Source organism: Escherichia sp. E2562, assembly GCF_005781075.1.
Taxonomy (GTDB): domain Bacteria; phylum Pseudomonadota; class Gammaproteobacteria; order Enterobacterales; family Enterobacteriaceae; genus Escherichia.
Window position 1 is genome coordinate 135,580 of the sequence record NZ_VATM01000010.1, and the last position, 19,284, is coordinate 154,863.

Annotated in this window: 17 protein-coding genes; 12 read left to right on the forward strand and 5 right to left on the reverse strand. The window is 51.7% G+C overall.

Translation table 11 applies throughout. The features are described 5' to 3' along the window. Positions 1-153 precede the first annotated feature (153 nt). Genes gyrB through dnaA form a run of 4 tightly spaced genes read right to left on the reverse strand, consistent with a single transcriptional unit; the run spans position 154 to position 6,175 of the window. Entirely contained in the window at positions 154-2,568 is a 2,415-nt protein-coding gene (gene gyrB / locus FEK43_RS15785) for a DNA topoisomerase (ATP-hydrolyzing) subunit B (RefSeq protein ID WP_130206798.1), read from the reverse strand. A 28-nt stretch (positions 2,569-2,596) separates the two neighbouring features. Further along, positions 2,597-3,670, reverse strand: coding sequence for a DNA replication/repair protein RecF (recF, locus tag FEK43_RS15790; protein ID WP_130261115.1), 1,074 nt, complete (start codon positions 3,668-3,670; stop codon positions 2,597-2,599). Then, positions 3,670-4,770, reverse strand: a complete 1,101-nt coding sequence (dnaN, locus tag FEK43_RS15795) for a DNA polymerase III subunit beta (RefSeq protein WP_000673464.1) — start codon at positions 4,768-4,770, stop codon at positions 3,670-3,672. The genes recF and dnaN overlap by 1 nt, the downstream gene beginning before the upstream one ends. Before the next feature lie 4 nt (positions 4,771-4,774). Then, the gene (dnaA, locus tag FEK43_RS15800; RefSeq protein WP_000059100.1) at positions 4,775-6,175 is read right to left on the reverse strand and encodes a chromosomal replication initiator protein DnaA; all 1,401 of its coding nucleotides are present in this window, start codon (positions 6,173-6,175) and stop codon (positions 4,775-4,777) included. 606 nt (positions 6,176-6,781) lie between these two features. Between dnaA and rpmH the strand changes: the two genes are divergently transcribed. The 12 genes from rpmH (at position 6,782) to yieF (ending at position 17,843) form a co-directional block, all read left to right on the forward strand. Continuing rightward, positions 6,782-6,922 (forward strand): 50S ribosomal protein L34, encoded by a 141-nt coding sequence (gene rpmH, locus FEK43_RS15810; protein ID WP_000831330.1) that lies wholly within the window; start codon positions 6,782-6,784, stop codon positions 6,920-6,922. 16 nt (positions 6,923-6,938) lie between these two features. After that, a complete protein-coding gene (gene rnpA, locus FEK43_RS15815) occupies positions 6,939-7,298 on the forward strand; it encodes a ribonuclease P protein component (RefSeq protein WP_000239730.1) in 360 nt (119 codons plus the stop codon). Continuing rightward, positions 7,262-7,519 (forward strand): membrane protein insertion efficiency factor YidD, encoded by a 258-nt coding sequence (gene yidD, locus FEK43_RS15820; protein ID WP_001307474.1) that lies wholly within the window; start codon positions 7,262-7,264, stop codon positions 7,517-7,519. Before rnpA ends, yidD begins: the two co-directional genes overlap by 37 nt. Before the next feature lie 2 nt (positions 7,520-7,521). Continuing rightward, positions 7,522-9,168 carry a membrane protein insertase YidC gene (gene yidC, locus FEK43_RS15825; protein ID WP_064525945.1) on the forward strand — a complete coding sequence of 549 codons (1,647 nt, stop codon included), beginning with the start codon at positions 7,522-7,524 and terminating at the stop codon, positions 9,166-9,168. A 105-nt stretch (positions 9,169-9,273) separates the two neighbouring features. Beyond that, complete coding sequence (gene mnmE, locus FEK43_RS15830; protein ID WP_001282361.1) at positions 9,274-10,638, forward strand: tRNA uridine-5-carboxymethylaminomethyl(34) synthesis GTPase MnmE; 1,365 nt, start codon at positions 9,274-9,276, stop codon at positions 10,636-10,638. A gap of 243 nt (positions 10,639-10,881) precedes the next feature. Next, positions 10,882-10,956, forward strand: a complete 75-nt coding sequence (tnaC, locus tag FEK43_RS15835) for a tryptophanase leader peptide (protein WP_001364348.1) — start codon at positions 10,882-10,884, stop codon at positions 10,954-10,956. A 222-nt stretch (positions 10,957-11,178) separates the two neighbouring features. Then, complete coding sequence (gene tnaA / locus FEK43_RS15840; RefSeq protein WP_130206804.1) at positions 11,179-12,594, forward strand: tryptophanase; 1,416 nt, start codon at positions 11,179-11,181, stop codon at positions 12,592-12,594. A gap of 91 nt (positions 12,595-12,685) precedes the next feature. Next, entirely contained in the window at positions 12,686-13,933 is a 1,248-nt protein-coding gene (gene tnaB / locus FEK43_RS15845; RefSeq protein ID WP_135408393.1) for a low affinity tryptophan permease TnaB, read from the forward strand. A gap of 307 nt (positions 13,934-14,240) precedes the next feature. After that, positions 14,241-15,416 carry a multidrug efflux MFS transporter MdtL gene (mdtL, locus tag FEK43_RS15850; RefSeq protein ID WP_131161519.1) on the forward strand — a complete coding sequence of 392 codons (1,176 nt, stop codon included), beginning with the start codon at positions 14,241-14,243 and terminating at the stop codon, positions 15,414-15,416. Then, on the forward strand, positions 15,391-16,350 hold the full coding sequence (gene yidZ, locus FEK43_RS15855) for an HTH-type transcriptional regulator YidZ (RefSeq protein WP_135408391.1): 960 nt from the start codon (positions 15,391-15,393) through the stop codon (positions 16,348-16,350). Before mdtL ends, yidZ begins: the two co-directional genes overlap by 26 nt. A 155-nt stretch (positions 16,351-16,505) precedes the next feature. Further along, positions 16,506-17,255 (forward strand): 4'-phosphopantetheinyl transferase superfamily protein, encoded by a 750-nt coding sequence (locus FEK43_RS15860; protein WP_135408390.1) that lies wholly within the window; start codon positions 16,506-16,508, stop codon positions 17,253-17,255. 21 nt (positions 17,256-17,276) lie between these two features. Then, complete coding sequence (gene yieF / locus FEK43_RS15865) at positions 17,277-17,843, forward strand: class I chromate reductase YieF (RefSeq protein ID WP_135408389.1); 567 nt, start codon at positions 17,277-17,279, stop codon at positions 17,841-17,843. Positions 17,844-17,896: 53 nt separating this feature from the next. Here the strand turns inward: yieF and adeP are convergent, their stop codons facing one another. Further along, positions 17,897-19,234: an adenine permease AdeP gene (adeP, locus tag FEK43_RS15870; protein ID WP_064525932.1), complete on the reverse strand. Its 1,338-nt coding sequence runs from the start codon at positions 19,232-19,234 to the stop codon at positions 17,897-17,899. Positions 19,235-19,284: the final 50 nt, after the last annotated feature.

Sequence of the window (19,284 nt, forward strand, 5' to 3'; positions counted from 1 at the left end):
GGAGATGATCTCCGCCCTTTTCTTATAGCTTCTTGCCGGATGCGGCGTTAACGCCTTCTCCGGCCTACAAAATCATGAAAATTCAATATATTGCATGAGTCTTGTAAGTCTGATAAGCGTAGCGCATCAGGCACGCTCGCATTGTTAACGCCATTAAATATCGATATTCGCCGCTTTCAGTGCGTTCTCTTCGATAAATGCACGACGCGGTTCAACGGCGTCGCCCATCAGCGTGGTGAACAGCTGGTCGGCGGCAATCGCATCCTTAACGGTAACGCGCAGCATACGACGGCTTTCCGGGTCCATAGTGGTTTCCCACAGCTGTTCCGGGTTCATCTCGCCCAGACCTTTATAACGCTGGATGGAGAGGCCGCGACGGGACTCTTTCACCAGCCAGTCCAGCGCCTGCTCGAAGCTGGCTACCGGCTGACGACGCTCACCACGTTCTATAAACGCATCTTCTTCCAGCAAGCCACGCAGTTTCTCGCCCAGAGTGCAGATACGACGATATTCGCCACCGGTGATGAACTCGTGATCCAGCGGGTAGTCAGTATCCACGCCGTGGGTACGCACGCGAACAATCGGCTCGAACAGGTTTTTCTCGGCATTGGTGTGGACATCAAACTTCCACTGGCTGCCGTGCTGCTCTTTGTCGTTCAGTTCGCTGACCAGCGCGTTCACCCAACGGGTAACGGTCTGCTCATCAGAGAGGTCGGCTTCCGTCAGCGTCGGCTGATAAATAAGCTCTTTCAGCATTGCTTTCGGATAACGACGCTCCATACGCACGATCATTTTCTGCGCCGCATTGTACTCAGACACCAGTTTTTCTAACGCTTCGCCCGCTAAAGCTGGTGCGCTGGCGTTGGTATGTAAGGAAGCACCATCCAGTGCGATGGAGATTTGGTACTGATCCATCGCTTCATCGTCTTTAATGTACTGTTCCTGCTTACCTTTCTTCACTTTGTACAGCGGCGGTTGGGCAATGTAAACGTGACCACGTTCGATGATTTCTGGCATCTGACGATAGAAGAAGGTCAACAGCAGCGTACGAATGTGCGAGCCGTCGACGTCCGCATCGGTCATGATGATGATGCTGTGATAACGCAGTTTGTCCGGGTTGTACTCGTCACGACCAATCCCGCAGCCAAGCGCGGTGATCAGCGTCGCCACTTCCTGGGAGGCCAGCATCTTATCGAAGCGGGCTTTCTCGACGTTGAGGATTTTACCTTTCAACGGCAGAATCGCCTGGTTCTTGCGGTTACGCCCCTGTTTTGCAGAGCCGCCCGCAGAGTCCCCTTCCACAAGGTACAGTTCAGAGAGCGCCGGATCGCGTTCCTGACAGTCCGCCAGTTTGCCCGGCAGGCCAGCTAAATCCAGCGCACCTTTACGACGGGTCATTTCACGAGCGCGACGCGCAGCTTCACGGGCGCGGGCAGCATCGATAATTTTGCCAACCACGATTTTCGCGTCGGTCGGATTTTCCAGCAGGTATTCCGCCAGCAGTTCGTTCATCTGCTGTTCAACCGCCGATTTCACCTCAGAAGAAACCAGTTTGTCTTTGGTCTGGGAGGAGAATTTCGGGTCCGGCACTTTCACGGAAACGACCGCAATCAGGCCTTCACGCGCATCGTCACCGGTGGCGCTGACTTTGGCTTTTTTGCTGTAGCCTTCTTTGTCCATGTAGGCGTTCAGAGTACGGGTCATCGCCGCACGGAAGCCTGCCAGGTGAGTACCGCCGTCACGCTGCGGAATGTTGTTGGTAAAGCAGTAGATGTTTTCCTGGAAGCCATCGTTCCACTGCAGCGCCACTTCAACGCCGATACCGTCTTTTTCGGTTGAGAAATAGAAGATATTTGGGTGGATCGGCGTTTTGTTCTTGTTCAGATACTCAACGAACGCCTTGATACCGCCTTCATAGTGGAAGTGGTCTTCTTTACCATCACGCTTGTCTTTCAGACGAATGGAAACGCCGGAGTTGAGGAACGACAACTCACGCAGACGTTTCGCCAGAATTTCATATTCGAACTCGGTCACATTGGTGAAGGTTTCGAGGCTGGGCCAGAAACGCACCATCGTACCGGTTTTATCGGTGTCGCCAGTAACCGCCAGCGGAGCCTGCGGTACACCGTGTTCGTAGATCTGACGGTGAATTTTACCCTCGCGCTGGATAACCAGCTCCAGTTTTTGCGACAGGGCGTTTACTACCGAAACACCAACGCCGTGCAGACCGCCGGACACTTTATAGGAGTTATCGTCAAATTTACCGCCTGCGTGCAGGACGGTCATGATCACTTCCGCCGCCGATACGCCCTCTTCCGGGTGAATACCGGTCGGAATACCGCGCCCGTCGTCCTGTACAGAGACAGAGTTATCGGCGTGAATGGTGACGATAATTTCTTTACAGTGACCCGCGAGCGCTTCGTCGATAGCGTTATCTACCACCTCGAATACCATGTGGTGCAGACCGGTGCCGTCATCCGTGTCGCCGATATACATACCCGGGCGCTTACGCACCGCATCCAGCCCTTTCAGGACTTTGATACTGGAGGAGTCATAAGAATTCGACATCAACGTTTCTCGCTCATTTATACTTGGGTTAATCCGTTATTTTACCCTTTTCCACGGTAAACATCTTCGAATTTTCGTCCGACATGTCTATAACGTGTTCAGCACTGATCGCGCTGACAAAGACCTGTGATTGCGTCGCTTTTAAGCGGCTGGCAAGCAGCCCGCGACGCTCATCATCAAGCTCAGAGGCAAAATCATCTATCAGGTAGAGACACCGCCGCCCGCTTTCACGGGTGAGGAACTCTCCTTGCGCCAGACGTAAGGCGCACATCAGCAGCTTAAGCTGCCCACGCGATAAGGTATCTTCCACCGGCGCACCGTCGGCGCGAATGCGTAAGTCCGCTTTATGCGGGCCGTGCGCGGTGTAGGTTAGCTGGCGATCGCGGTCAAAATTACGTTCCAGCACCTCAGCGTACTCTGTCTCTTTCTCCCAGCCGCGCTGAAAAGAGAAAGTCAGAGAAAACTCAGGGAGAAATTGCTTACAGGTATCGGCCATATCGGCCGCAATACCGGCGCTATACTCCGCGCGCCAGGTGCTGATTTGCTCCGCCAGCGGGATCAATTCTTTATCCCACGGGCGTAGCTGTTCGTAACGTGTCACCTGGCGCAGCGCCGCATTACGCTGCTTGAGCAACCGCTTGAGATTGCTCCAGGCGGTGAAAAATCCAGGTTCGTTGTGAAAGCATCCCCAGTCGAGGAATGCTCTTCTGTATTTGGGGCCGCCGTTGAGTAAAGTAAACCCTTCTGGCGTGATCAACTGCATCGGCATCAGATGCGCCAGCTCCGCGACTTTATGCCCGTCAGTACCGTCGATGCGGACTTTGCTGTCGCCCTGTTTGTCTTTGGTTAAGCCAATTGCCGTCTCGCGCTCTTCGCCCTGCAAACGCCCGTGGAGCACAAATGCTTCCTGCTCATGGCGAATAACGCGACCAATCTGCAAACTACGAAACGCCCGACCGTGGCCGAGCGTATAGATGGCTTCCAGCACGCTGGTTTTGCCACTGCCGTTGGCACCTACCAGAAAGTTAAAGCCAGGAGATAAAGCGAGATCCGCGGTTTCGATATTGCGGAAATCGCGGATCAACAAGCGGGTGAGGGACATTACAGTCTCATTGGCATGACAACATAAGCCGCGCTCTGGCTAGCCGCATCTTCAATCTGCACGCTGGAAACCGAATCGGTCAGCATCATGCGGACGTTTTCGCATTTCAGTGCGTTCAGGACATCCAGCACATAGCTGACGTTGAAGCCGATTTCCATCTCCGCACCGCTATAGGTAACGTCGAGGATCTCTTCCGCTTCTTCCTGTTCCGGGTTGTTGGCGGTGATTTTCAGCTGGTTTTCGCTGACATACAGGCGCACGCCACGGAATTTCTCGTTAGAGAGAATTGCCGCGCGAGCAAACGCCTGCTTGAGCAGATCGCAGCCTGCTTCCAGATGTTTGTCCGGGTTCTTCGGCAGAACGCGGCGGTAATCCGGGAAGCGACCATCCACCAGTTTCGAGGTGAAGATAAAGTCACCAACGTGGGCGCGAATATTGTTGCTACCAATCTGCACGCGCAGCGGATTGTCGCCGCCGTCGAGCATACGCATCAGTTCAATCACACCTTTACGCGGCACGATCACCGAATGGCTCGGCAAAGACTGACCAATTGGCATTGAACAGACCGCCAGACGGTGGCCGTCGGTCGCCACGGTGCGCAGTTCTTCACCTTCGGTTTCAAACAGCATACCGTTTAAGTAATAGCGAACGTCCTGATGCGCCATAGAAAACTGGGTCGCTTCAATCAGACGCTTCATCGTCGCCTGTGGCAGGGTAAATTCGACTTCGCTCTGCCAGTCATCGAGGTTCGGGAAATCCGCCGCAGGCAGAGTGGAAAGCGAAAAACGGCTACGCCCGGAGCGCACCAACATTCGCTCACCTTCCAGCTGCACGGCAATTTCCGCGCCTTCAGGCAGACCACGGCAGATATCAAAGAATTTGCGCGCCGGAACGGTCGTCGCCCCTGGTTCGTGCGGCTGAACCAGCGCAACGCGTGCCACCATTTCCATCTCGAGATCAGTACCGGTCAGCGACAACGTACCGTCAGCAACCTGTAACAGCAGATTACCGAGAATCGGTAGCGTAGGACGACCACCTAACGGACCGCTCACCTGTTGTAGCGGTTTTAATAAATGCTCACGTTCTACGGTAAATTTCATAGGTTTACGATGACAATGTTCTGATTAAATTAGAGAAATCTTCTTTGATATCGTGACTCTCTTCACGCAATTGCTCGATCTTACGGCAGGCATGAAGCACCGTCGTGTGGTCACGACCACCAAACGCATCGCCAATCTCCGGCAGACTGTGGTTAGTCAGCTCTTTCGCCAGCGCCATCGCCATCTGACGTGGACGCGCTACCGAACGGGATCGACGTTTGGAAAGGAGATCCGCGACTTTGATCTTGTAGTACTCTGCCACCGTCTTCTGAATATTGTCGATAGTGACCAGTTTTTCCTGCAAAGCCAGTAAGTCGCGCAGCGCCTCACGTACGAAGTCAATCGTGATCGCCCGTCCGGTAAAGTTGGCGTTAGCAATGACGCGGTTCAGCGCCCCTTCCAGCTCACGTACGTTAGATCGTAGACGCTTGGCAATAAAGAACGCGACTTCGCCCGGCAAACGAATGTCGTTTTCGTCGGCCTTTTTCATCAGGATCGCCACGCGGGTTTCCAGCTCTGGCGGTTCGATCGCCACAGTCAGCCCCCAGCCGAAGCGAGATTTCAAACGATCCTCAACACCGTTGATCTCTTTCGGATAGCGATCCGACGTGAGGATGATCTGCTGATTACCTTCCAGCAGGGCGTTAAAGGTATGGAAAAACTCTTCCTGGGATCGTTCTTTATTGGCGAAAAACTGAATATCGTCGATCAGCAGCGCATCAACGGAACGGTAGTAGCGTTTAAACTCTTCGATCGCATTGTTTTGCAGGGCTTTTACCATGTCCTGAACAAAGCGTTCGGAGTGCATATAAACCACTTTGGCATTCGGCTTGCGCGCCATAATGCCATTACCCACCGCATGAAGCAGGTGGGTTTTACCCAGCCCCGTGCCGCCATAAAGGAACAGCGGGTTATAGGCACCGCCCGGGTTGTCTGCCACCTGGCGAGCCGCCGCGCGCGCCAGCTGGTTAGATTTACCTTCGACGAAGTTATCAAACGTATGTTTAACGTTGACGTTGGAACGATAGGTCGGTTCTGCCGGAGCCGGAACATTATCCCAGCCTGAGCGCGTAGAAGGCGCAGCACGTTGCGGCTGCACCTGCGCTGCCTGAGCGGGTGCAACTGTATTGCTGGCAGGGACTTTCAGCGTTTGTGTCACGGGCTTTGTGCCCACTTCAAAACGCAGCTGTGGGGCATCCGCTCCGCAGAAACTGGTTAGCAGTCCATTGATATTATTAAGGTACTTGTCCCTTACCCAATCGAGGACAAAACGGTTTGGCGCGTACAAGGCCAGCGTGTTATCGCTCAGTTCCGCCTGCAATGGGCGTATCCACATACTGAATTCTGTGGCTGGTAACTCATCCTGCAATCGGGCAAGACACTGCTGCCAAAGCGAAAGTGACACGGCGGACTCCACTCGAACAAAAGTCGATTATGACTAAGGCTGAAACATTCATGATTGTTGACGCACGTCGAAAAGACCCTGCATGAGGGTGACGCACGAACCGCTGTCTGCGGTTATATGCCCGATCAAGATCCTGCAAAACGATCGGGACCGCGGATCATAGCCTAAACTGCGCAAGAGATCTTCTGTTTCTCACAGATTTTCCCGATTTATCCACAGGGCTTTCCAGAACTCGCTAAGTGTAAACGATCCTGCCGCAAGGCGGGCACGATTTACGCCGCATATTGGAAAATTTAATGACCTTAGACAAAATTAGGCTTAATCGATCTAAGAAAGATCCTGGACGATCCTTGCGCTTTACCCGGTAGCCCGTATAATCCTCGCCCCGGCGCGCCATGCTGGTTTTCACTGGTGTGAGGCCGTACATTTTCCCAGCGAAAAGGTGCGGAAAAGCGCGGTAAATAAGGAAAGAGAATTGACTCCGGAGTGTACAATTATTACAATCCGGCCTCTTTAATCACCCATGGCTTCGGTGTCCATCGTTTCATTTTTCGGCGGATATCCAATAAAGCCATTGAATTTATTCAAGTTTAGGTAGAAATCGCCATGAAACGCACTTTTCAACCGTCTGTACTGAAGCGCAACCGTTCTCACGGCTTCCGTGCTCGTATGGCTACTAAAAATGGTCGTCAGGTTCTGGCACGTCGTCGTGCTAAAGGCCGCGCTCGTCTGACCGTTTCTAAGTAATATAGCTAACCCCTGCGTGGTTAAGCTCGCATTTCCCAGGGAGTTACGTTTGTTAACTCCCAGTCAATTCACATTCGTCTTCCAGCAGCCACAACGGGCTGGCACGCCGCAAATTACCATTCTCGGCCGCCTGAATTCGCTGGGGCATCCCCGTATCGGTCTTACTGTCGCCAAGAAAAACGTTCGACGCGCGCATGAACGCAATCGGATTAAACGTCTGACGCGTGAAAGCTTCCGTCTGCGCCAACATGAACTCCCGGCTATGGATTTCGTGGTGGTGGCGAAAAAAGGGGTTGCCGACCTCGATAACCGTGCTCTCTCGGAAGCGTTGGAAAAATTATGGCGCCGCCACTGTCGCCTGGCTCGCGGGTCCTGATAGCCCTCATTCGGGTCTATCAACGCCTGATTAGTCCGCTACTCGGGCCGCATTGTCGTTTCACTCCAACCTGTTCAAGCTACGGAATTGAGGCATTGCGCAGGTTTGGAGTGATAAAAGGCAGTTGGTTGACGGTGAAACGCGTATTAAAATGCCACCCTTTACACCCTGGTGGTGACGATCCCGTCCCGCCCGGACCATTTGATACCAGAGAACACTAACGATGGATTCGCAACGCAATCTTTTAGTCATCGCTTTGCTGTTCGTGTCTTTCATGATCTGGCAAGCTTGGGAGCAGGATAAAAACCCGCAACCTCAGGCCCAACAGACCACGCAGACAACGACCACCGCAGCGGGTAGCGCCGCCGACCAGGGCGTACCGGCCAGTGGCCAGGGGAAACTGATTTCGGTTAAGACCGACGTGCTTGATCTGACCATCAACACCCGTGGTGGTGATGTTGAACAGGCTCTGCTCCCGGCTTACCCGAAAGAGCTGAACTCTACCCAGCCGTTCCAGCTGCTGGAAACTTCACCGCAGTTTATTTATCAGGCACAGAGCGGTCTGACCGGTCGTGATGGCCCGGATAACCCGGCTAACGGCCCGCGTCCGCTGTATAACGTTGAAAAAGACGCTTATGTGCTGGCTGAAGGCCAAAACGAACTGCAGGTGCCGATGACGTATACCGACGCGGCAGGCAACACGTTTACCAAAACGTTTGTCCTGAAACGTGGTGATTACGCTGTCAACGTCAACTACAACGTGCAGAACGCTGGCGAAAAACCGCTGGAGATCTCCACCTTTGGTCAGTTGAAGCAATCCATCAATCTGCCACCGCATCTCGACACTGGAAGCAGCAACTTCGCACTGCATACCTTCCGTGGCGCAGCGTACTCCACGCCTGACGAGAAGTACGAGAAATACAAGTTCGATACCATTGCCGATAACGAAAACCTGAACATCTCTTCGAAAGGTGGTTGGGTGGCGATGCTGCAACAGTATTTCGCGACTGCGTGGATCCCGCATAACGACGGCACCAACAACTTCTACACTGCTAATCTGGGTAACGGCATCGCCGCTATCGGCTATAAATCTCAGCCGGTACTGGTTCAGCCTGGTCAGACTGGCGCGATGAACAGCACCCTGTGGGTTGGCCCAGAAATCCAGGACAAAATGGCAGCTGTTGCTCCGCACCTGGATCTGACCGTTGATTACGGTTGGTTGTGGTTCATTTCTCAGCCGCTGTTCAAACTGCTGAAATGGATCCATAGCTTTGTGGGTAACTGGGGCTTCTCCATTATCATCATCACCTTTATCGTTCGTGGCATCATGTACCCGCTGACCAAAGCGCAGTACACCTCCATGGCGAAGATGCGTATGCTGCAGCCGAAGATTCAGGCTATGCGTGAGCGTCTGGGCGATGACAAACAGCGTATCAGCCAGGAAATGATGGCGCTGTACAAAGCTGAGAAGGTTAACCCGCTGGGCGGCTGCTTCCCGCTGATTATCCAGATGCCAATCTTCCTGGCGTTGTACTACATGCTGATGGGTTCCGTTGAACTGCGTCAGGCGCCGTTTGCACTGTGGATCCATGACCTGTCTGCACAGGACCCGTACTACATCCTGCCGATCCTGATGGGCGTAACGATGTTCTTCATTCAGAAGATGTCGCCGACCACTGTGACCGACCCGATGCAGCAGAAGATCATGACCTTTATGCCGGTCATCTTCACCGTGTTCTTCCTGTGGTTCCCGTCAGGTCTGGTGCTGTACTATATCGTCAGCAACCTGGTTACCATTATTCAGCAGCAGCTGATTTACCGTGGTCTGGAAAAACGTGGCCTGCATAGCCGCGAGAAGAAAAAATCCTGATTCGGTGAGTTTTCGCTAAAATAAGGGCGGTCAGTTGACCGCCTTTTTTCTTTTCGTAGGGCGGATAAGCACCGCGCATCCGCCACACAAAGCAACAGGAACATCATGAGCGATAATGACACTATCGTAGCCCAGGCCACGCCTCCGGGACGTGGCGGCGTTGGCATCCTGCGCATCTCCGGCCTCAAAGCCCGTGAAGTTGCCGAAACCGTGCTGGGTAAACTGCCTAAGCCGCGCTACGCCGATTATCTTCCGTTTAAAGACGCCGACGGCAGCGTGCTCGATCAGGGGATTGCGCTATGGTTCCCTGGCCCGAACTCGTTCACCGGCGAAGATGTGCTGGAACTGCAGGGTCATGGCGGTCCGGTGATCCTCGACCTGCTGTTAAAACGTATTCTGACCATTCCCGGCCTGCGAATTGCCCGCCCTGGCGAGTTTTCAGAACGCGCGTTTCTTAACGATAAACTTGATTTAGCCCAGGCAGAAGCGATTGCCGATCTGATCGATGCCAGCTCGGAACAGGCAGCCCGTTCGGCGCTTAATTCGCTGCAAGGCGCGTTCTCCGCACGGGTTAATCATCTGGTAGAAGCCCTTACCCACCTGCGTATTTACGTCGAAGCGGCGATTGATTTCCCCGATGAAGAGATCGATTTCCTCTCCGACGGCAAAATTGAAGCCCAGCTCAATGACGTGATTGCCGATCTTGACGCGGTACGCGCCGAAGCTCGTCAGGGCAGCCTGTTGCGCGAAGGGATGAAAGTGGTGATTGCCGGACGTCCTAACGCCGGTAAATCGAGCCTGTTAAACGCGCTGGCGGGCCGTGAAGCGGCGATCGTAACTGATATCGCCGGAACCACGCGTGACGTGCTGCGTGAGCATATCCACATTGACGGAATGCCGCTGCATATCATCGACACCGCCGGGCTACGTGAAGCCAGTGACGAAGTGGAACGTATTGGTATCGAGCGTGCGTGGCAGGAAATTGAACAGGCCGACCGCGTGCTGTTTATGGTCGATGGCACCACGACAGACGCCGTGGATCCGGCAGAGATCTGGCCGGAATTTATCGCCCGTCTGCCTGCGAAACTACCGATCACCGTCGTGCGCAATAAAGCCGATATCACCGGCGAAACGCTGGGAATGAGCGAAGTGAACGGTCACGCGTTAATTCGTCTCTCGGCAAGAACTGGTGAAGGTGTGGACGTGCTGCGTAACCATCTCAAACAGAGCATGGGCTTTGACACCAACATGGAAGGCGGCTTCCTGGCGCGTCGTCGCCACCTACAGGCACTGGAACAGGCAGCGGAGCATTTGCAGCAAGGTAAAGCACAGCTGTTGGGCGCATGGGCGGGCGAATTGCTGGCGGAAGAGCTGCGCCTGGCGCAGCAGAACTTGAGCGAGATTACCGGGGAGTTTACCTCTGACGACCTACTGGGGCGGATTTTCTCCAGCTTCTGTATCGGTAAGTAACCGCACTTACGAAGCCGCATCTGGTAGTCAGGATGCGGCTTTGTTTTCCTGTTTGCATTCTTTTTATTAATCAATTCATCTTATAAACATTAAAATTTTAATGCCGCGTATTTTTCTGAAAAAAAACATTTAATAATGCATCTCGAACGATTGTGATTCGATTCACATTTAATAAACTTAGGAATAGATATAAAAATCTTAATGTAATAGTGTAGCAACATGTCTTTCGAGGATAAGTGCATTATGAATATCTTACATATATGTGTGACCTCAAAGTGGTTCAATATTGACAACAAGATTGTCGATCACCGCCCTTAATTTGCCCTTCTGTAGCCATCACCAGAGCCAAACCAATTAGATTCAATGTGATCTATTAGTTTGCCATGCCTTAATTTTACCTTTTAGACAAGCCATTATTGTTTTATCTATTTGCTCGTCTAAATAAATGTACTCGTATACATAATTATGGTGAATTAATGGTTATTGCAGACGCAATATTCACAGGGATCACTGTAATTAAAATAAATGAAGGATTATGCAATGGAAAACTTTAAACATCTCCCTGAACCGTTCCGCATTCGTGTTATTGAGCCAGTAAAACGTACGACTCGCGCTTACCGTGAAGAAGCGATTATTAAATCTGGTATGAATCCGTTCCTGCTGGATAGCGAAGATGTGTTTATCGATTTACTGACCGACAGCGGCACCGGGGCGGTAACGCAGAGTATGCAGGCTGCGATGATGCGCGGCGACGAAGCCTACAGTGGCAGCCGCAGCTACTATGCGTTAGCCGAGTCAGTAAAAAATATCTTTGGTTATCAATATACTATTCCGACCCACCAGGGCCGTGGCGCAGAGCAAATCTATATTCCAGTACTGATTAAAAAACGCGAGCAGGAAAAAGGTCTGGATCGCAGCAAAATGGTGGCGTTCTCTAACTATTTCTTCGATACCACTCAGGGCCATAGCCAGATTAACGGCTGTACCGTGCGTAACGTCTATATCAAAGAAGCCTTCGATACTGGCGTACGTTACGACTTTAAAGGCAACTTTGACCTCGAAGGATTAGAACGCGGTATTGAAGAAGTTGGCCCGAATAACGTGCCGTATATCGTTGCGACCATTACCAGCAACTCCGCAGGCGGCCAGCCGGTTTCACTGGCAAATATGAAAGCGATGTACAGCATTGCGAAGAAATACGATATTCCGGTGGTAATGGACTCCGCACGCTTTGCCGAAAACGCCTATTTCATCAAACAGCGTGAAGCGGAATATAAAGACTGGACTATCGAGCAGATCACTCGCGAAACCTATAAATATGCCGATATGCTGGCGATGTCCGCCAAGAAAGATGCGATGGTGCCGATGGGCGGCCTGCTGTGCGTGAAAGACGACAGCTTCTTCGATGTCTACACCGAATGCAGAACGCTGTGCGTAGTGCAGGAAGGCTTCCCGACTTATGGTGGTCTGGAAGGCGGTGCGATGGAGCGTCTGGCGGTGGGGCTGTATGACGGCATGAACCATGACTGGCTGGCTTATCGTATTGCGCAGGTGCAGTATCTGGTCGATGGTCTGGAAGAGATTGGCGTAGTATGCCAGCAGGCGGGCGGTCATGCGGCGTTCGTTGATGCCGGTAAACTGTTGCCACATATCCCGGCAGATCAATTCCCGGCACAGGCACTGGCGTGCGAGCTGTATAAAGTTGCCGGTATCCGTGCGGTAGAAATTGGTTCCTTCCTGTTAGGTCGCGATCCGAAAACCGGTAAACAACTGCCTTGCCCGGCAGAACTGCTGCGTTTAACCATTCCACGCGCAACATATACCCAAACACATATGGACTTCATTATTGAAGCCTTCAAACATGTGAAAGAGAACGCGACAAATATTAAAGGATTAACCTTTACCTACGAACCAAAAGTATTGCGTCACTTCACCGCAAAACTGAAAGAAGTTTAATTAACACTACAGAGTGGCTATAAGGATGTTAGCCACTCTATTTCCCCTACATCCTCAATAACAAAAATAGCCTTCCTCTAAAGGTGGCATCATGACTGATCAATCAGAAAAAAAGCACTCTGCATTTTGGGGTGTTATGGTTATAGCCGGTACAGTAATTGGCGGTGGGATGTTTGCTTTACCTGTTGACCTTGCCGGTGCCTGGTTTTTTTGGGGCGCTTTTATTCTTATTATCGCCTGGTTTTCAATGTTACATTCAGGGCTATTATTATTAGAAGCAAACTTAAATTATCCCGTCGGCTCCAGTTTTAACACCATCACCAAAGATTTAATTGGCAACACCTGGAACATTATTAGCGGTATTACCGTTGCCTTCGTTCTCTATATTCTCACTTATGCTTATATCTCTGCTAACGGCGCAATCATTAGCGAAACGATATCGATGAATTTGGGTTATCACGCTAATCCACGCATTGTCGGGATCTGTACGGCCATTTTCGTTGCCAGCGTATTGTGGATAAGCTCTTTAGCCGCCAGTCGTATTACCTCGTTGTTCCTCGGGCTGAAGATTATCTCCTTTGTGATCGTGTTTGGTTCTTTCTTCTTCCAGGTCGATTATTCCATTCTGCGCGATTCCACCAGCACGACGGCGGGGACGTCTTACTTCCCGTATATCTTTATGGCTTTGCCGGTGTGTCTGGCGTCATTTGGTTTCCACGGCAATATTCCCAGTCTGATTATTTGCTATGGCAAAAAGAAAGATAAACTAATCAAAAGCGTGGTTTTCGGCTCGCTGCTGGCACTGGTGATTTATCTCTTCTGGCTTTATTGCACGATGGGGAATATCTCGCGAGAAAGTTTTAAAGCGATCATCTCCTCGGGCGGCAACGTTGATTCACTGGTAAAAACGTTCCTCGGCACCAAACAGCATGGCATTATCGAATTTTGCCTGCTGGTGTTCTCCAACTTAGCTGTCGCCAGTTCGTTTTTTGGCGTCACGCTTGGGCTGTTCGATTACCTGGCGGATCTGTTTAAGATTGATAACTCCCACGGCGGACGTTTCAAAACCGTGCTGTTAACCTTCCTGCCACCCGCTTTGTTGTATCTCATCTTCCCGAATGGCTTTATTTACGGGATTGGCGGTGCCGGACTGTGCGCCACCATCTGGGCGGTCATTATCCCTGCGGTACTGGCAATCAAAGCTCGCAAGAAGTTTCCCAATCAGATATTCACGGTCTGGGGCGGCAATCTTATTCCGGCGATTGTCATTCTCTTTGGTATCACCGTGATTTTGTGCTGGTTCGGCAACGTATTTAACGTGTTACCTAAATTTGGCTAAGCCCTTAAAGAAGCCAGCGGTCATTCGCTGGCTTAAGACTGATGACAAACGTAAAATTGCCTGATGCGCTACGCTTATCAGGCCTACCTTATCTCTGTAATGTTTTGAATTTGCGTATTTTCGTAGGCCGGATAGGGCGTCCACGCCGCATCCGGCATGAATAAAGTGCACTTTATCAACAACCTGAAGCCAGCCATCCACTGGCTTCTTGCCTGAAAGGAAATCTCTTTTGTCCAAATGGCAACTCGCCTGATTCTCCTTCACCACGTATGCTTTGCGTCACCTTCCCGTCAGGACGCTTTATCCCATGTCCCGCTTTTTAATTTGTAGTTTTGCCCTGGTTTTACTCTATCCCGCAGGTATTGATATGTACCTGGTCGGCTTACCGCGCATCGCCGCCGATCTCAATGCCAGCGAAGCGCAGTTGCATATTGCGTTCTCCGTTTACCTTGCGGGGATGGCAGCAGCAATGTTATTTGCCGGTAAAGTGGCCGACCGTTCAGGGAGAAAACCTGTCGCCATCCCCGGCGCGGCGCTATTTATTATCGCCTCTGTGCTCTGTTCACTGGCTGAAACCAGCGCGTTATTTCTTGCAGGACGCTTTCTGCAGGGACTCGGCGCGGGCTGTTGTTACGTGGTGGCATTCGCGATTTTACGCGACACGCTGGACGATCGACGTCGGGCAAAAGTGCTGTCATTACTCAACGGCATTACCTGCATCATTCCGGTGTTAGCGCCAGTGCTTGGCCACCTGATTATGCTTAAGTTCCCGTGGCAGAGCCTGTTCTGGGTAATGGCGCTGATGGGTGTCGCGGTACTCATGTTGTCATTGTTTATTTTAAAAGAAACCCGCCCTGCGGCACCTGCCGCTTCGGGCAAAACACGAGAAAATACCGAGTCGTTGCTTAACCGCTTTTTCCTCAGCCGAGTGCTTATCACCACCCTCAGCGTCTCAGTCATCCTTACCTTCGTGAATACGTCGCCAGTATTGCTGATGGAAATCATGGGCTTTGCGCGCGGAGAATACGCCACCATTATGGCGTTGACCGCTGGCGTCAGCATGACCGTTTCATTTTCTACGCCATTTGCGCTGGGAATTTTTAAGCCACGTACGTTGATGATCACCTCGCAGGTGTTATTTCTGGCGGCGGGAATCATCCTTGCGGTTTCGCCTTCCCATGCAGTTTCGCTGTTTGGCATCACGTTGATTTGCGCTGGTTTTTCGGTGGGATTCGGCGTGGCAATGAGTCAGGCATTAGGGCCGTTTTCATTACGCGCGGGCGTAGCCAGTTCGACATTAGGCATTGCACAGGTTTGCGGTTCATCACTGTGGATTTGGCTAGCGGCGGTAGTCGGCGTAGGCGCATGGAATATGCTGATCGGGATTCTGATTGCCTGTAGCATAGTGAGCCTGTTGCTGATTATGCTCGTCGCGCCTGGACGCCCCGTTACCGCTCATGAAGAAATCCATCACCACACTTGATCTGAATTTGCTGCTCTGCCTGCAACTGCTGATGCAGGAGCGCAGCGTGACCAAAGCTGCGAAGCGGATGAATGTGACGCCTTCGGCGGTGAGCAAATCTCTGGCAAAGCTTCGGATATGGTTTGATGACCTGCTCTTTGTGAACTCACCGCTGGGCCTGACGCCAACGCCGCTGATGGTCAGCATGGAGCAAAATCTGGCGGAGTGGATGCAAATGAGCAATCTGCTGCTGGATAAACCGCACCACCAAACGCCACGTGGTCTGAAGTTTGAGCTGGCAGCAGAATCGCCGCTGATGATGATTATGTTTAATGCGCTGTCGAAACATATTTACCAACGTTACCCACAGGCGACGATTAAACTGCGCAACTGGGATTATGACTCGTTGGATGCAATTATTCGTGGCGAAGTGGATATCGGCTTTACCGGACGAGAAAGCCACCCCCGCTCGCGAGAACAGCTTAGTCTTCTGCCGTTGTCTATTGATTATGACGTATTATTTACAGACTTACCGTGCGTCTGGTTGCGCAAAGATCATCCGGCGCTGCGTGAAGAATGGGATCTGGATACTTTTTTACGTTATCCACATATCAGCATTTGCTGGGAACTGAGCGATACCTGGGCGCTGGACAATGTGTTGCAGGAATCAGGACGCGAACGCACGATTGCCATGAGTCTGCCGGAATTCGAGCAGTCACTATTTATGGCGGCGCAGCCCGACAATCTGCTACTGGCGACCGCACCGCGCTACTGTCAGTACTACAACCAACTCCACCAGCTTCCACTGGTTGCACTCCCTCTCCCGTTTGACGAAATCCAGCAAAAAAAGCTGGAAGTGCCGTTTACTCTGCTGTGGCACAAACGGAACAGCCATAACCCGAAGATCGTCTGGTTACGGGAAACCATTAAAAATCTTTACGCCTCGATGGCATAATTAAATCGTATAAAATGCGACCACATTTCGCGATGAAATGTAAAAAACATGTAATAAATTTGTCTGAATCGAACTTTTCGCCGCTTTAGTCTGTCCATAATTTTAGTAAATGATTACTCTGTATTCATAATGGACCATTAAGCATGGAGCGAAAAATGGCGACTCACTTTGCCCGAGGGATTTTAACGGAAGGACACCTGATATCTGTTCGTCTACCCTCCCAGTGTCATCAAGAAGCCCTAAATCTTCCCCCTCATCGTCAAAGTCGTTTCCTGGCGTCCAGAGGTTTACTCGCAGAACTGATGTTCTTGCTGTACGGCATTAGTGAATTGCCGGAAATCGTCACCCAGGCTAAAGGAAAACCGGTTTTCCACGATAAAAATTTACCATCATTTTCAATAGCCTATACCGGAAACATGGTCGGAGTGGCGTTAACAACTGAAGGTGAATGTGGCCTCGATATGGAACTACAGCGCGCGACTCGCGGGTTTCATAGCCCTCACGCGCCCGATAACCATGCTTTTTCCAGCAATGAATCACTATGGATCAGTAAGCAAAATGATCCTAACGAAGCGCGAGCGCAGCTCATCACGCTGCGCCGAAGCGTGCTAAAACTTACCGGTGATGTTTTGAATGACGACCCGCGAAATCTGCAGTTGATGCCCATTGCGGGACGCCTGAAATGTGCCCATGTAAATCATGTAGAAGCGATATGCGACGCAGAGGAAGTGCTGGTATGGTCCGTGGCGGTCAGCCCAGCGATTGAAAAGCTCAATGTCTGGGAGTTTGATGGCAAGCAAGGCTGGAAAAGCCTGCCGGATATTCACAGCCGCGCCAATAATCCAACCAGCCGGATGATGCGTTTTGCCCAGCTCTCTACCGTGAAGTCATTTTTGCCAAATTGATAGACAACCACAGGAGTCATCATGTCTGAAAAATTGAAGGTGGTTACGTTATTGGGAAGCCTGCGCAAAGGTTCATTTAATGGCATGGTTGCACGTACGCTGCCGAAAATTGCCCCAGCGGGTATGGAAGTTAACGCGTTGCCATCTATTGCTGACATTCCCTTATATGACGCAGACGTACAGCAGGAAGACGGTTTTCCAGTAACGGTTGAAGCTCTGGCGGAACAGATTCGTCAGGCAGATGGTGTGGTGATCGTGACGCCGGAATATAACTACTCGGTGCCGGGTGGACTGAAAAATGCCATCGACTGGCTTTCCCGCCTGCCCGATCAGCCATTGGCCGGTAAACCGGTGTTGATTCAGACCAGCTCAATGGGCGTAATTGGCGGCGCACGCTGTCAGTATCATCTGCGCCAGATTCTGGTCTTCCTGGATGCAATGGTGATGAACAAACCAGAGTTTATGGGCGGTGTGATTCAGAACAAAGTCGATCCGCAGACAGGAGAAGTGATTGATCAGGGAACGCTAGACCACCTGACCGGGCAGTTGACCGCATTTGGAGAGTTTATTCAACGCGTTAAGATCTAAATAAAAAACCCACCAGCAATCATGCATGGCGGGTTTTTAAGGCGCTATCGATTTTAGTGGGCGTCGATAAAGACAATTTTCAGCACAAAAAGCAGCGCCACGATAATCACGCACGGGCTAAGGTCGCGCAGACGGCCTGTACCGATTTTCATCACGCAGTAGGAGATAAAGCCCAGCGCAATACCTTCGGTAATCGAGAAGCTAAACGGCATCATCACGGCAGTAATAAACGCCGGAACGGATTCGGTGAGATCCTGCCATTTCACACGCGCAAGACTTGATGTCATCAGTACGCCAACGTAAATCAGCGCGCCAGCCGCGGCGTAGCCAGGCACCATCCCCGCCAGCGGCGACAGGAAGATAACCAGCAGGAACAGCAAACCAACAACCACTGCCGTCAGACCAGTACGCCCACCAACGGAAACGCCGGAAGAAGATTCAATATACGCCGTAACAGAAGACGTACCGATAAACGAACCGGTGACTGAAGAGATACTGTCGACATACAGCGCCTGCTTCATACGCGGGAATTTACCCTTTTCATCCGCCAGACCCGCTTTATCGGTTACGCCAATCAGCGTACCGGAGGAGTCAAACAGGTTAACCAGCATGAAAGAGAAAATCACGCCAGCCAGTCCGAGGTTGAATGAACCAGCTAAATCCACATGCCCCACCACGGTCATCACGCTCGGCGGCGCGGAGACAATGCCGTTGTAGTGCACATCACCCAACATCCAGCCCAGCAGCGTTGTCACCACGATAGAAACCAGCACCGCTGCGTGAATGTTACGTGAAGCCAGAATGGCGATGATGAAGAAGCCGAGGATACCCAGCAGCACACTGTGAGAAGTCAGATTACCGATACTCACCAGCGTTTCCGGATTAGCGACAATCACACCTGCGTTTTTCAGCCCCATCATGCCAATGAACAGGCCGATACCGCTGGTGATCCCCACACGCAGACTCACCGGAATGTTGGCAATCATCCAGTAGCGAACACGGAAGATTGTCAGTAACAGCAGACCAATTGCGCCCCAGAAGATTGCACCCATCCCGACCTGCCACGGTAAGCCCATCGCCTGCACAACGACAAAGGCGAAGAATGCGTTCAGGCCCATAGCTGGTGCTAGCGCAACTGGAAGATTAGCAAACAGCCCCATCAGAATACTGCCGAACGCAGCAATCAGACAGGTGGTGACGAAGACGGCGCTGGTGTCCATGCCAGCAACGCCGAGAATTTGCGGGTTAACAAAAACGATGTAAACCATCGTCAGGAAGGTGGTAAAACCGGCGATCACTTCGGTCCGTGCCGTCGTGCCATGTTCGCGCAGTTTAAACACGCGTTCCAGCATCCCCTGGCCAGAAGCCTGGGTTGTGTGTTGTTGACTCATTATCTATTTCCGAACAAGGAGGGAAAATACGTCGCTATCGTATACCAAAA

Bases quoted from the DNA above. Each gene is read 5' to 3' on its own strand.
- gyrB (WP_130206798.1), bottom strand. From the start codon at position 2,568: ATGTCGAATTCTTATGACTCCTCCAGTATCAAAGTCCTGAAAGGGCTG.
- recF (WP_130261115.1), bottom strand. From the start codon at position 3,670: ATGTCCCTCACCCGCTTGTTGATCCGCGATTTCCGCAATATCGAAACC.
- dnaN (WP_000673464.1), bottom strand. From the start codon at position 4,770: ATGAAATTTACCGTAGAACGTGAGCATTTATTAAAACCGCTACAACAG.
- rpmH (WP_000831330.1), top strand. From the start codon at position 6,782: ATGAAACGCACTTTTCAACCGTCTGTACTGAAGCGCAACCGTTCTCAC.
- yidD (WP_001307474.1), top strand. From the start codon at position 7,262: ATGGCGCCGCCACTGTCGCCTGGCTCGCGGGTCCTGATAGCCCTCATT.
- yidC (WP_064525945.1), top strand. From the start codon at position 7,522: ATGGATTCGCAACGCAATCTTTTAGTCATCGCTTTGCTGTTCGTGTCT.
- mnmE (WP_001282361.1), top strand. From the start codon at position 9,274: ATGAGCGATAATGACACTATCGTAGCCCAGGCCACGCCTCCGGGACGT.
- tnaA (WP_130206804.1), top strand. From the start codon at position 11,179: ATGGAAAACTTTAAACATCTCCCTGAACCGTTCCGCATTCGTGTTATT.
- tnaB (WP_135408393.1), top strand. From the start codon at position 12,686: ATGACTGATCAATCAGAAAAAAAGCACTCTGCATTTTGGGGTGTTATG.
- mdtL (WP_131161519.1), top strand. From the start codon at position 14,241: ATGTCCCGCTTTTTAATTTGTAGTTTTGCCCTGGTTTTACTCTATCCC.
- yidZ (WP_135408391.1), top strand. From the start codon at position 15,391: ATGAAGAAATCCATCACCACACTTGATCTGAATTTGCTGCTCTGCCTG.
- FEK43_RS15860 (WP_135408390.1), top strand. From the start codon at position 16,506: ATGGCGACTCACTTTGCCCGAGGGATTTTAACGGAAGGACACCTGATA.
- yieF (WP_135408389.1), top strand. From the start codon at position 17,277: ATGTCTGAAAAATTGAAGGTGGTTACGTTATTGGGAAGCCTGCGCAAA.
- adeP (WP_064525932.1), bottom strand. From the start codon at position 19,234: ATGAGTCAACAACACACAACCCAGGCTTCTGGCCAGGGGATGCTGGAA.